11 protein-coding genes and 1 riboswitch are annotated in these 12,359 nt (G+C 45.5%); of the genes, 6 read left to right on the forward strand and 5 right to left on the reverse strand.

Going from position 1 to position 12,359, the window contains the following annotated elements:
* Window positions 1-43: 43 nt before the first annotated feature.
* Together VQ048_RS00880 and VQ048_RS00885 are read right to left on the reverse strand one after the other, a co-directional pair.
* Window positions 44-1,006: a glycosyltransferase family 2 protein gene (locus VQ048_RS00880; RefSeq protein WP_327609796.1), complete on the reverse strand. Its 963-nt coding sequence runs from the start codon at window positions 1,004-1,006 to the stop codon at window positions 44-46.
* A 31-nt stretch (window positions 1,007-1,037) separates the two neighbouring features.
* On the reverse strand, window positions 1,038-1,910 hold the full coding sequence (locus VQ048_RS00885) for a lysophospholipid acyltransferase family protein (protein WP_327609797.1): 873 nt from the start codon (window positions 1,908-1,910) through the stop codon (window positions 1,038-1,040).
* Window positions 1,911-2,003: 93 nt separating this feature from the next.
* On the opposite strand from VQ048_RS00885, the gene VQ048_RS00890 reads away from it, so the two are divergent.
* From VQ048_RS00890 to VQ048_RS00905, 4 genes are all read left to right on the forward strand, one after another.
* Complete coding sequence (locus VQ048_RS00890) at window positions 2,004-2,573, forward strand: thioredoxin fold domain-containing protein (RefSeq protein ID WP_327609920.1); 570 nt, start codon at window positions 2,004-2,006, stop codon at window positions 2,571-2,573.
* Between the two features lie 108 nt (window positions 2,574-2,681).
* The gene (locus tag VQ048_RS00895) at window positions 2,682-3,164 is read left to right on the forward strand and encodes a cytidine deaminase (RefSeq protein WP_327609798.1); all 483 of its coding nucleotides are present in this window, start codon (window positions 2,682-2,684) and stop codon (window positions 3,162-3,164) included.
* 30 nt (window positions 3,165-3,194) lie between these two features.
* Window positions 3,195-3,390, forward strand: a riboswitch (cobalamin riboswitch).
* 31 nt (window positions 3,391-3,421) lie between these two features.
* Window positions 3,422-5,251: a TonB-dependent receptor plug domain-containing protein gene (locus VQ048_RS00900; protein WP_327609799.1), complete on the forward strand. Its 1,830-nt coding sequence runs from the start codon at window positions 3,422-3,424 to the stop codon at window positions 5,249-5,251.
* A gap of 46 nt (window positions 5,252-5,297) precedes the next feature.
* A complete protein-coding gene (locus tag VQ048_RS00905; protein ID WP_327609800.1) occupies window positions 5,298-6,371 on the forward strand; it encodes a DUF5074 domain-containing protein in 1,074 nt (357 codons plus the stop codon).
* A 70-nt stretch (window positions 6,372-6,441) separates the two neighbouring features.
* Here the strand turns inward: VQ048_RS00905 and VQ048_RS00910 are convergent, their stop codons facing one another.
* Window positions 6,442-6,729, reverse strand: a complete 288-nt coding sequence (locus tag VQ048_RS00910; RefSeq protein WP_327609801.1) for a rhodanese-like domain-containing protein — start codon at window positions 6,727-6,729, stop codon at window positions 6,442-6,444.
* An 83-nt stretch (window positions 6,730-6,812) separates the two neighbouring features.
* Here VQ048_RS00910 and queG point away from each other — a divergent pair, with 83 nt between their 5' ends.
* Complete coding sequence (gene queG, locus VQ048_RS00915) at window positions 6,813-7,772, forward strand: tRNA epoxyqueuosine(34) reductase QueG (RefSeq protein WP_327609921.1); 960 nt, start codon at window positions 6,813-6,815, stop codon at window positions 7,770-7,772.
* A gap of 37 nt (window positions 7,773-7,809) precedes the next feature.
* Here the strand turns inward: queG and VQ048_RS00920 are convergent, their stop codons facing one another.
* Entirely contained in the window at window positions 7,810-10,143 is a 2,334-nt protein-coding gene (locus tag VQ048_RS00920) for an ATP-dependent helicase (protein WP_327609802.1), read from the reverse strand.
* A 216-nt stretch (window positions 10,144-10,359) separates the two neighbouring features.
* Between VQ048_RS00920 and VQ048_RS00925 the strand changes: the two genes are divergently transcribed.
* Window positions 10,360-11,805, forward strand: a complete 1,446-nt coding sequence (locus VQ048_RS00925) for an aminoacyl-histidine dipeptidase (RefSeq protein ID WP_327609803.1) — start codon at window positions 10,360-10,362, stop codon at window positions 11,803-11,805.
* Between the two features lie 43 nt (window positions 11,806-11,848).
* Here VQ048_RS00925 and tpx read toward each other — a convergent pair whose 3' ends face one another.
* Window positions 11,849-12,346, reverse strand: a complete 498-nt coding sequence (tpx, locus tag VQ048_RS00930; protein WP_327609804.1) for a thiol peroxidase — start codon at window positions 12,344-12,346, stop codon at window positions 11,849-11,851.
* Between the last annotated feature and the right edge of the window lie 13 nt (window positions 12,347-12,359).

Below are 12,359 nucleotides of genomic sequence, written 5' to 3' on the forward strand. Positions count from 1 at the left end.
CTTTTGAGGGCTCTTTTTTTAGGGTTGATTTATGACGAAATTCTTACAGGAAGTGTTTGAAGATGAGCCAGCGGGATTGGTAATAGGTTTGGGATTGTTTTGGGGCTCTTCTTTTCCAGGTTTCGGGGGCTTGAGCGTAGAAACCGAAATGGGCTTTTACCACAGCCCAAAGGTGTGGAAATCCGTCTTTTATTCCGAATCTTATTCCGGCAATGCCGTCCAGACACAAACGGATGAAAATAATCCAAATCAGGTGGGGGAAAGGCAGGTTTTTCAACAGCATGGAGAGATTGTTGCGGAAATTTAGAAACGTTTTTTGGGGGCTTTGTTTGTTCAGGGTGCCTCCGCCCACGTGGTATACGGTGGATCGTCCTGTGTAGTAGACTTTGCGACCTTCGTTTTTCAGCCGCCAGCACAGGTCTATTTCCTCCTGATGAGCGAAAAAACGTTCGTCAAATCCTTTTTGAGTCCAAAAATCTTTGCTTCGGATGAAAAGGGCGCAGCCTGACGCCCAAAAGATTTCGGTTTCGTCGTTGTATTGGCCTTGGTCTTTTTCCAGTTGGTCGAAGAGGCGTCCTCGGCAATAGGGGTAGCCCAAATGGTCGATAAGACCGCCGCCGGCGCCGGCGAACTCAAAATAGTCTTTGTTTTCAAAGGATAGGATTTTGGGTTGTACGGCTGCGATTTCGGGGTTTTGGTCGAGGAGTTTTAGGGCGGGGAGGGTCCAGTTTTCGGTGACTTCCACATCCGAGTTCAGCAGGCAGTAGACGTCTGCTTTTATGGTTTTTAGCCCTTGGTTGTATCCATCGGCAAAGCCGTTATTGTTTGGGTTCTGAACGATTTTTACTGTGGGGAAAGATTTGCGGACGAAAGCCACCGAATCATCCGTGGAGGCATTGTCGATGACGTAGACTTCGGCATTGTCGGAATGGCGGATTACGGTTGGTAAAAATTTTTCCAGCCAATGTTTTCCGTTCCAGTTGAGTATGGCGATGGCGAGTGTCAAGGAGTAATGGGTTTTTGGGGTAAGGTTATGTTTAAACGATTTTTTTTACCAAGTCGGCGTATTTCCATCGGCGGTGCGACCACAGGTAATTGGAAGGGTCTCTTTTTAAGGTGTTTTCCAGCATTTGATGAAATTTTTTCACTACTTCGTAGGTTTGGAATTTTTCTCCATCGGGGTGTATACGGTAATAATTTACCTGATAAAATCCCCGTTTTATTTTTTTTATATCGCAGTAGATGAAAGCCAGGTCCATTCGAGTGGCGAGTTTGTCGTAGCCTAAAAAAACGGGGGTTTTTTGGTTTAGGAATTCGAGGCCGATGTCCGAGATGTGGTAATGGGGAGATTGGTCGGCAACGAACATATAGGTGTGGTTGCCATCGTTTGGGGTTCTTAGGATATGGCGCATGACTTCGTTGGCGTCCACGGATTGATTCCCGAAACGATTGCGGATGTTCTCGATTTGTTTGTTCCAGAAGGGGTTTTTTATTTTTCTGTAAACGGGGTAGCAGTGCTCTTGCGGAATAACCTTAGCCAAGGCAGAAATCCATTCCCAATTGAAAATGTGTCCGGAGAGGAAAATTATATTTTTTCCTTCGTCTTTGGCTTCCTGAAAGACGTGTTGGTTAAGGTGTTGCATTCTTACCCTTAGTTCGTGGGAACTTATGGTTAAGGATTTAAAGGTTTCCACGATATAATCGGCAAAGTGTCGGAAAAAGGCTTTTAGGATGGCCTTTCGTTCCTGCTCCGATTTTTCGGGGAAGGCGTTGTGCAGGTTTTCGCTCACTACTTTTTTACGGTAGCCGACGAGGTAGTAGCTGAGTACAAAGATAAGGTCGGCGAATCCGTAGAGCAGGCTCAAAGGAAGTTTTGAAATCAATTTGATGAGTTGAACGATAGCATTCATGAGATATAACGGACAAATTTAAGAATTATGGGGCTTATATGCAGTCGTTTTAGGATAAAATCGTTACATTTGACTTTAAAATCAATAGAAATGATAAGAAAGAGATTGCAATTGTTGGGTGTCGGGCTTTTGCTTTTGGCGAGTACGTCCTGCGGGAAAAGCGAGGCGGGGGCAGAGAACGGAAAAGGTTCGGAGGCGGTTGTTTCCGATAGTGTAGCGGCGGCTGAAGCCAAGAAGAAGGCTCAGGAGGCTGAAAAAGCAAAACTGGAAAAGCCGTACCATCCCGAAGACGACGCCAATGCGGTGATTGAAGGGTTGATAGCGAAGGCGAAGGCAGAAAACAAAACGATTATTTTGCAGGCGGGGGGTAACTGGTGCATTTGGTGTCTTCGTTTCCATGATTTTGTACAGAAAACGCCCGAGTTGAAAAAAATAGTGGACGACCATTACCTTTATTATCATCTCAATTACTCGCCCGAGAACAAAAACGAGGCGGTTTTTGCCCGTTACGGGGATCCGGGAAAGCATTACGGTTATCCGGTTTTTATTGTGTTGGATAAAAACGGGAAGCATATCCATACGCAGGAGAGCGGTAGTTTGGAGTCCGGCAAGAGTTATGATATAGAGAAGGTAAAGGCTTTTTTTGAAGCATGGAAGTCCTAAAGTAAAGACAAAACCACTTCGGAGACGGAGTGGTTATTTTACTTCCTGGTGCGAGATTTGGCGGAATTATAAAAATAGACTAATTTTACTTCCCTTTTAATTTTTAGGATGAAAAAAGAGCTTAAAATCGATTACGACTATTATCCGAGCGTTGAAGAAATGGATGAGCAAGCCCAGATGTTGTTTCAGCGGGCCTTGGAGGCCAGGGAGAAAGCTTATGCGCCTTATTCCAATTTTTTGGTAGGTTGCGCTTTGCTATTGGATTCCGGGGTGGTTGTTACGGGGAATAATCAGGAGAATGCGGCTTTTCCTTCGGGGACGTGTGCGGAGCGTTCGGCGATTTTTTGGACTTCTTCCAATTTTCCCAAAGAGAGAATCAAAACCATGATGGTGGTTGGCGGTCCGTTGGATGAGAGGCAGGGTAAGGTGGTTACGCCGCCTTGTGGAGCTTGTCGCCAAAGTATTTTGGAGTATGAAGCCCGCCAAGAAGAGCCTATCACGTTATACTTTGCGTCGGTGGATGGCGAGGTTTACCGTTTGGGTTCGGTTCGGGATTTGTTGCCGTTTTCGTTTGATGCTTCGTATCTTTAGTATTTTTTTTGTCATTTCGTCAGATACGCGGGTATTTTTTGTAATTTCGCCAAACTTTCGGAAAAGGGAACCGCGTGAAAATCGCGGACTGTCCCCGCAACTGTGATTCGTGCCTGAAAACAAGAAATGTTTTTGGGGATTCTTGCACCTAAAGCCACTGCCGTATGAGCGGGAAGGCGTACAAGAAGCGAAAGTCAGGAGACCTTGCCGAAAGGGTAAAACAAAATAAAGGCTTTCGGAGGAAAAGCTTCTAGGTTATGGTGTTAAAAAAAATCATTCTTGGTGCCTTTGTTCAGGGCATGGTCTTTTCTGTTTTTTCTCAGGAACAGATTATTGATACCGTTTATATCGACAGCCGCATTGCCCAATTTGGCAAAACTCAACCATTGTGGAAACTTTCTTCGGAGGAGGTTCGTAAGAATGCGGCCAGCCTTTCGGAAGTGCTTCGTTTTCAGAGTCCGGTATACATTAAGGAGAATGGAAGAGGCATGGTTTCTTCGCCTTCGTTTCGGGGGACTACGGCGCAGCAAACGGCATTTGTTTGGAACGGCATTACGATTAACTCCTTGTTTTTAGGGCAGGGGGATCTCAATAATATGGGGATTTTGGGGGCGGATGAAGTGGTTGTTAAATCGGGAGGTGGCAGTGTGGTCTATGGAAGCGGGGCGATTGGTGGTAGTGTTCACCTGAATAACCGATGGGCTTACGGTCGTGGGGCTCGGGTTTCTTTGTATTCGGAAGCGGCTTCGTACGGTACGTTTCATCAGGCTTTGAAAACCTCGTTTAGTGACGAACGCCTGAGTGTGCAGTTTAACCTAGACCATCGCCAAAGCGAGAACGACTACGAAGTGCCGAAAAAACGCTATGTTAATCGTAATGGACAATATGCCAATCATTCGGTGGATTTGGGGGCGGCCTATCGGCTGAACGAAAAGCATCAGTTGTACTGGCAGACGCAGTTTTTTGATGGGATGCAGCATTACCCCGTATTTTCTGTTTCGCAGACCAAAACCAAATACGAAACGCAAACCACCCGTTCCTTACTGACCTGGAGTGTTGAGAAGCCGCGTTTCCATAATAATCTTCGATTGGCTTACATGGAAGAGAACTTTGGGTATTACGGGGAGGTGAGCCGGTCTAAATCAAGTGGGGGAAAAGCCATGGTGCATTTGGTAAAGAATGATTTTGAGTACCGATTGGGTCAGGGATTAAAATTTTCGGCAATTGGCGAATTTCAATACCAAAAAGCAGAAGGAATGGGATCGGGCATAGGACGTCCGACACGCTCCTTGGGTTCGCTTACGGTGTTGCTTCAGGGGGATTCTAATCGTCGTTTTTATTGGGAAATGGGATCCAAACGGGAGGAGGCGCAAGGGTATGGCGGAGTACAGTTGTATTCACTAGCGGGAAATTACCGCTTCTCGGAGGGGTATACGGTAAAATGGAGTGCTTCCAAAAATTTTAGGGTGCCGACATTCAATGATTTGTTTTGGCAGCCCGGAGGAAATACGGGGCTTCGTTCCGAAACGTCTTATCAAGCGGAAATGAGCCATGTGTTTGAGCGGTGGGGAATGCGCTGGAGCATCACGCCCTACTATAATCGCATTGAAAACATGATTCGCTGGCTGCCGTCTTCAGCGGGCTATTGGAAGCCGGTGAACACGGATCAGGTGGAGATTATGGGATTGGAAAGCCGGGGAAGCTATGGGAAGACTTTTAGTGGAGGGAGGCGTTTGTCAGCGGATTGGGGGTATGCTTACAATCGCTCCGTCAATAGGGCGACGGGTAAGCAATTGATGTATGTGCCTATCCATCATGTATTTGGTAAGTTGGGTTATGACCATTCGGTTTTCGGAGTTTATTTTCAGGGGCTTTTTAATGGGCTTACGTATACGACTTCGGATGAGAGCCTTTCCAAAGCGATTGATCCTTATTTTGTGCTGAATGCGGGAGCTTATGTAGTGGTGCTCAAGAAACAAAAAATAGGCATGCGGGTAAATAATTTAGGGAACACGGTTTATGAAACGGTGGCTTATTATCCTTTGCCGCTCAGAAATTACAGTGTGTTTTTGACTTTGAATTTTTAAAGAACAAAATAACGAAGAAGGAATAACAATTAATAAATTTTTTTATATGAAATTAAGTAAAATTTTTGGATGGGCTATGGCTTCGGCTTTGTTGCTCAATGTGTCTTGCCGTAATGGCGAAGAGGTGGTTACCCTTCCTAAGGGGGATTACGAAAACGGAATTCTAATGGCCAATGAAGGGAATTTTGGCCGCCCCAATGCGGATCTGTCTTTTGTAACATCCGATTTAACTGAAGTGGATCAGAACATCTATTCTTCCGTCAATGGTGAAGCCTTGGGAGATGTGCTTCAATCGGTTGGTTTTTACGGCGATAAGGCTTATTTGGTGGTTAATAATAGCAATAAAATCGTTGTTGCTAATCGTTATACAATGAAAAAAGAGGCGGAAATAAGCAATGTTACCCAACCTCGATATGTTGCTTTTTCCAATTCTAAGATGTACGTAACAAGCAATAATTTTTGGGATTTGAGGCAGGTTAATGTTTATGATGGCAGTTCTAATAGATTGAAAACGATAAATTTTGATCGCTACGCTGAGAAAATAGTGTCTCAATCGGGGTATGTTTATGTTCAAACGGATGGAGTAAAGTACGAGCTTGTTGGAAACGACTATAAGGCTGTACCTACGGGACACACCATTGGGCGAATAAATGCTTCTACGGATGAGGTTATGTCGCCTGTAACTTTACCTGATGAAGGCGTTATTCGTGATTTGGCTTCAGCGGAAGGGGTGGTTTATGCTCTGTCCTCCGATGATAGTGGGTCTTATGTTTATAAAATCAATGCTTCGACGGGAGGGATAATCCAAACGACTTTCACAAGTGCGGCCAAGTTGGAGCGGTTGGCGGTTGACAATCAGAATGTGTATTGTTTGGGGACCGATAAAGAAAGCGGTAATAATGTAGTGTATAGTGTGGTTTCGGGGGGAATAAATAAAATGTTTTCGCTTTCTTCGGATCAACAAGGATATGTTTATGCGTTTAATGTTATTGATGGGCGAGTTTATACCTCAAACGCTACGTTCACTCAAGATAGCAAAGTTTCGGTTTATTCGGCGGTGGGAACTTTGTTGAAGGAATTTACGGCGGGTATGGGGACCAATGCTTTTTATAAGAACTAAATCTTTTAGTTTGAAATACAAAAAATGCGGATTTTTTTAATCCGCATTTTTTATTGACTTTACTTGGGTTTTACAAGTTGGCCAGTGTGTTTTTCAACTCGGCCCATCCGCCACCGTTGTAGCCGTTTTTCAGGCCTTGGGCGTTGAGGTATTCTAAGGCTCTTGCGCTTCGGTTACCGCTTCGGCAGAAGAGGACAACGGGTTTTTCGAGTGTTAGAATTTCGTCTTGGCGAGCCTCGATTTCTCCCAAGGGGATGTTTTTGGCGGTGGCAATTTCTCCGTCCATTTCCAGTTCAAGGGGTTCGCGGACGTCGATTAATTCGTAATTTCCTGCTTTTAATACTTCTTCTAAAGACATAGTTTGTTTTTTAATCGTTGCTGGTAATTGGCACTTTAACTATGGACAAAAATAGAAAAATTATTAGTTTTGCAGTGCAATTTATGTTACACAACGCAAGGAAATATTCGGAGCTGATTAAGTCCAAAGCCCGAAAGTTTGGTTTTCAGGGCTGTGGGATTTCGGCGGCGGGTTTTTTGGAGGAAGATGCTTTGCCGTTGGAAAACTTTCTGAAGAACCACTACCATGGGGAGATGGCGTATATGGCCAATCATTTTGATAAGCGTCTGGATCCTCGCTTATTAGTGCCGGGGGCAAAATCGGTGGTTTCTTTTTCTTATAACTATTACCCTTCGGAAACGATAGAAACGTTGGATAACTACAAAATATCGAAGTATGCTTATGGTTACGATTACCATGAAGTGATTAAGGATATTTTGAGGGAAATGGTGGCGGAACTTCAGGCGGAGATTGGGGATTTCGGATATCGTATTTTTGTGGATTCGGCTCCGGTGTTGGAGCGGAGTTGGGCAAGAAAATCGGGGATCGGTTGGGTTGGGAAAAACGCCAATCTCATTACGAAAAAAACGGGGTCTTTTTTCTTTTTGGCAGAACTGGTTTGCGATTTGGTTTTGGAGGCGGATGCTCCTGTTACCGATCATTGCGGTTATTGCACCCGTTGTTTGCAGGCTTGTCCTACGGGGGCGATAGTGGCGGATCGGGTGGTGGACGGCAGTAAATGCATTTCTTATGCTACGATTGAATTGAAAGACGATATTCCTTCGGAATTTAAAAATCATTTGGAGGACTGGATGTTTGGTTGCGATATTTGTCAGGATGTTTGTCCTTGGAATCGTTTTTCGAAGCCGCATAACCAGCCGGCTTTTCAACCTAATGAGGCGCTTAAAGCGTTTAGGAAAAACGATTGGGAAGAGCTGACTCAGGCTCTTTTTTCGGAGGTTTTTCGTAAGTCTCCGGTGAAACGGGCTAAATTCAAAGGATTACAGAGGACTGTAGCTTTTCTTAAATCGTCCGATCAGGGGAAGGGCTTGGAGGAGGGATAGAAAAAACCGCTGAAGCGAAGTTCAACGGTTTTTGAAATTAAAGTTTGGTTAGTTTTGCGTATTTCAGGATCAGGTTTTTTTCTTCACCGCCGGCAAATTTTACTTTTGCTTTGATGTTTTCCGGATCGGTTCCGTCCAAAAAGACAACTTCTCCCACTCCGAAACGGTCGTGCCGTACTTGGTCGCCGACTTCGATGTCCTGAACGTGGTTCCCTCCGGGATTGGTGATTTTGGCGGAGGCGATTGGTTTTAGTGTTCTGGTGGAGCTGATTTTGGGCTCTTCTTTTTCGCGGATTAGTTTCTTTTTGGGTTCCAGTTTTTTTAAGGTTCTCGGTTCGCTGGGGAATTCGTCGAAAATGGAAGATTTCAGCCCCGAATGATTCACAAAACGGCTTTCTGTGGCGGGGTTGATGAACTCCAAAAATTGGGAATCAATTTCACTTAAAAAACGGGAGGGTTCGGCATCGGTAATTTTACCCCACTGAAAACGGGAGGTGGCGTAAGTAAAGAAGGCTTGTTTCTCCGCTCGGGTTAAGGCCACGTAGAACAAACGTCTTTCTTCCTCCAGATCCTCGCGCGAGGAGGCGCTCATAAAACTGGGGAAAAGGTTTTCTTCCAATCCGACCAAATGAACGATCGGGAACTCTAATCCTTTTGAAAGGTGAATGGTCATCAAGGACACTTTGTCGCCGTCTTCGTCGTTTTTGTCTTGGTCGGTGGAGAGGGCAATGTTTTCGAGAAAAGCCGAAAGTGAGGCGTCGCCGTCTTCCAGTTGCTGTTGTTCTTCAATGAAACCTTGCATGGAATTCAGGAGCTCCTGTACGTTTTCCAAACGGGAAATGCCTTCGGGGGTTTGATCGTCTTTGAGGAATTTGATTAATCCGCTTCGTTTTGCCACTTCCATGGCCACTGTGTAGACGTTTTCCGTTTTTAGCATCACTTGAAAGGCTTTAATCATGGCCCAAAAATCATTTAATTTGGTTAGGGCGGCGTTGTTAAGCTTCAAGTGGGGAGCGTGCATCCCCAAGTCGTCTAAAACTTTGGAAACGGCTAAGTTTTTGGAGTCGGCGTAGACGATGAGTTTATTTTGGGTGGTTTCTCCGATGCCTCGAGCCGGGTAGTTTACGATACGCATTAGGGCTTCATTGTCGTTGGGGTTTACCAGCAAGCGCAGGTAAGCCACCAGGTCTTTAACTTCTTTTCTCTGATAGAAGGATAGCCCGCCGTAGACGCGGTAAGGGATGTTTTTTTTCCTTAGGGCGTCTTCAAAGGCACGGGTTTGGGAGTTGGTTCGGTAGAGGATGGCAAAATCACTGAATTGCCGTTGATGGAAGTGATGCATTTCCCAAATGTTGTTCGATACGAAGTTGGCTTCGTCGGCATCGGTTAGCGCACGATAGATTTTTATTTTTTCGCCTTCTTCGTTGTCGGAAAAGACATTTTTTTTGAATTGTTGAAGGTTTTTGGAAATCACCACATTTGCCGCATTAACGATGGTTTGGGTCGAGCGGTAGTTTTGCTCCAGCGAAACGGTTTGGGCGTCGGGGTAATCTTTTTTGAAATTCAGGATGTTGTAAATGTTGGCACCCCGAAACGAGTAGATGGACTGGGCGTCATCGCCAACGACGCAAATGTTTTCAAATTTGGAAGCAAGGGCTTTTACGATGAGGTATTGGGAGTGGTTGGTGTCCTGATACTCGTCTACCAAAATATAGCGAAAACGGTCCTGGTATTTGGCTAATACTTCGGGGAATCGCGTTAGTAGTTCGTTGGTTTTTAGCAGCAGATCGTCAAAATCCATGGCTCCGTTTCGGAAGCAGGCTTCGACGTAGTGTTTGTAAATTTTCCCCAGGAGCTTCATGTTGGCTTTTTCGTCGGCTTCCATCAACTCGGGGTTATTGTGGTAGGCCCGCACGGTGATTAGGTTGTTTTTGTAGCTGGAAATGCGGGATTGTACTTTTTTGGGCTTGTATAAATCGGAATCAATCTGAAGTTCCTTCAGGACTTTCTTTATGACGTTAAGCGAATCTTGGGCGTCGTAAATCGTGAAATCGGAAGGATAGCCTAGATGGTGGGCTTCGCTTCTTAGGATTCTTGCAAAGACGGAGTGAAAGGTTCCCATCCAAAGGCTTTTGGCGTCGCTTACGCCCACGACTTTGGCGATACGTTCTTTCATTTCTCTTGCGGCCTTGTTGGTAAAGGTAAGGGCGAGAATGTGGAACGGATCCACTCCGTTGGTAATCAGGTGGGCAATTCGCATCGTCAGCACTCGGGTTTTTCCGGAGCCGGCTCCGGCAAGTACCATCAAAGGGCCTTCGGTGGTGGTTACGGCTTGATATTGCGCTTCATTGAGTCCTTTCAGATAATCCATAAATTGGGCGTTGAGAAGAATAAAAATTTAAACCGCCAAATTTACATATTTTGAAAAGGATTTCAAAAAACAACCGGAGAGCTTGGGGCGAGGCGGCGTCGGGTAAAAGTTTATTAGGATATGCCGCATACTTTCGTTATTTTTGGCTTTGAAATCGGAGGGAGGAGGCTAAAACCTCTTTCCTGAAAGAACAGAATAACAAAGACTTTATAAATTATGAATCTTACACAATTGGAACCTCAGGCGGTTTGGAAAAATTTTGAAGCCCTCAATGCCATTCCGAGGCCGTCGAAGAAAGAGGAGAAAGTTATTGCTTTCATGAAGCAATTTGGCGAATCGCTGAATTTGGAGACTACGGTTGACCCAACGGGTAATGTTATTATCCGAAAACCGGCAACAAAAGGGATGGAAAATCGCAAGACGGTGGTGTTGCAGTCGCATTTGGACATGGTGTGCCAAAAAAACAATGAGGTGGATTTTGATTTTGATACGCAGGGGATTCAAATGGAGGTGAAAGACGGCTGGGTTAAGGCTAAAGGGACGACTTTAGGGGCAGATAATGGTTTGGGAGTTGCGGCGATGATGGCGGTTTTGGAAAGCGCGGATATCGCGCATCCTGCCTTGGAGGCTTTGTTTACGATTGATGAAGAAACGGGGATGACCGGAGCGAAAGGGCTGAAGCCGGGACAGCTTACCGGGGATATTTTATTGAATCTGGATACGGAGGAGGACGATGAGATTGACATCGGCTGTGCCGGTGGGATTGACGTTACGGCGACGGCTCACTTTGATACGGCACCGGTGGAAGGATCGGTATTTGCAATTGAGGTGAAAGGACTTCAAGGCGGTCATTCGGGGATGGATATTCACAAGGGCTTGGGTAATGCCAACGTGATTTTGGGGCGCTTGCTTTATGCCGGTGTGGAGGAGCACGAATTATCTTTAATTGAAATTGATGGTGGCGGGCTCCGCAATGCGATTCCGCGGGAGGCTTCGGCGGTGGTTGCTGTAAGTTCTTCGGAAGCTTATTTGAATAAATTTGAAGAACTTAAGAAAGCGATATTGGAGGAATTTGCTTCGTTGGAACCTGCTTTGGCTTTGTCGATTTCTCCATCCGAGCATAAGAAGGTGGGGCTTTCTCCGAGGGACAGCCGTCGGGTGGTTCTATCGCTATGTTCGGCGCACAACGGGGTTTACCGAATGAGTCCTGATGTGGAAAATTTGGTGGAAACTTCCAATAATATTGCTCGTGTGGAATTGAAGGAAGGCGGTTTGAAAATTCTTTGTTTGTCTCGTTCTTCCGTGGAGTCGACGAAAGCAGCGGTGGCGGCACAACTGAAATCCGTGTTTGAATTGGCAGGTTTTGAGGTGAAACTTACCGGAGATTATCCGGGATGGAAGCCTAAGCCGGGGTCGGAAATCGTGAAAATCATGGAGGCGTTGTACGAAAGCAATTTTGGTTCTCGTCCTCACGTGGTGGCCTGTCATGCCGGGTTGGAATGCGGTATCATTGGGGCGAATTACCCTCAGATGGATATGGTCAGCTTTGGGCCGACGATTCGGGGGGCGCACTCGCCGGACGAGCAGGCGAATATTGAAAGTACCCAAAAGTTTTGGCGTTTTCTGAAAGCTATTTTGGAAAACATCCCCGAAAAAAAGTAATTACTAAAAACGCTTCTTTGTAAAAGAAGCGTTTTTTTATGGATTATTTTGCGGCGTTTAGAGCGGCTTGGTAGTTTGGTTCTTGGGTAATTTCAGGAACTTGTTCGGTGTAGAGGATTTGGTTGTTTTCGTCCGCCACGATGACGGCTCTGGAGAATAAACCTTTTAGCGGAGAATCGTTTAGAATAATGCCGTAGTCGTCTCCGAAGGAGCTTCGGAAGTCGGATAGGGTTTCCACGTGTTCCAAGCCTTCGGCTGCGCAGAAGCGTCCAAGTGCGAAGGGAAGGTCTTTTGAAATATTGATGACAACGGTATTGGAAAGTTTACCGGCTTCCAAGTTGAAGGCTCTGGCGGAAGCGGCACATACGCCGGTGTCGATGCTGGGGAAAAGATTTAGGATTTTCTTTTTTCCCTTATAGTCCTCGAGGGTTTTTTCTTCGAGTTTTTCGTTGATTAATACAAAATCTTTTAGGGTTTGTCCAATTTCGGGAAGATGGCCATTGGTGTGAACTTCGTGGCCTTTTAGAGTGATACTTGCCATAATTTTAATTGTT

The sequence above is a fragment of the Bergeyella anatis genome, from assembly GCF_036016955.1.
In the GTDB taxonomy this organism is placed as follows: Bacteria; Bacteroidota; Bacteroidia; order Flavobacteriales; family Weeksellaceae; genus JAYWXI01.

Excerpts from the sequence above, each read along its gene's own strand:
- VQ048_RS00885 (WP_327609797.1), bottom strand. The coding sequence starts at position 1,910 with ATGAATGCTATCGTTCAACTCATCAAATTGATTTCAAAACTTCCTTTG.
- VQ048_RS00895 (WP_327609798.1), top strand. The coding sequence starts at position 2,682 with ATGAAAAAAGAGCTTAAAATCGATTACGACTATTATCCGAGCGTTGAA.
- VQ048_RS00900 (WP_327609799.1), top strand. The coding sequence starts at position 3,422 with ATGGTGTTAAAAAAAATCATTCTTGGTGCCTTTGTTCAGGGCATGGTC.
- VQ048_RS00905 (WP_327609800.1), top strand. The coding sequence starts at position 5,298 with ATGAAATTAAGTAAAATTTTTGGATGGGCTATGGCTTCGGCTTTGTTG.
- VQ048_RS00910 (WP_327609801.1), bottom strand. The coding sequence starts at position 6,729 with ATGTCTTTAGAAGAAGTATTAAAAGCAGGAAATTACGAATTAATCGAC.
- queG (WP_327609921.1), top strand. The coding sequence starts at position 6,813 with ATGTTACACAACGCAAGGAAATATTCGGAGCTGATTAAGTCCAAAGCC.
- VQ048_RS00920 (WP_327609802.1), bottom strand. The coding sequence starts at position 10,143 with ATGGATTATCTGAAAGGACTCAATGAAGCGCAATATCAAGCCGTAACC.
- VQ048_RS00925 (WP_327609803.1), top strand. The coding sequence starts at position 10,360 with ATGAATCTTACACAATTGGAACCTCAGGCGGTTTGGAAAAATTTTGAA.
- tpx (WP_327609804.1), bottom strand. The coding sequence starts at position 12,346 with ATGGCAAGTATCACTCTAAAAGGCCACGAAGTTCACACCAATGGCCAT.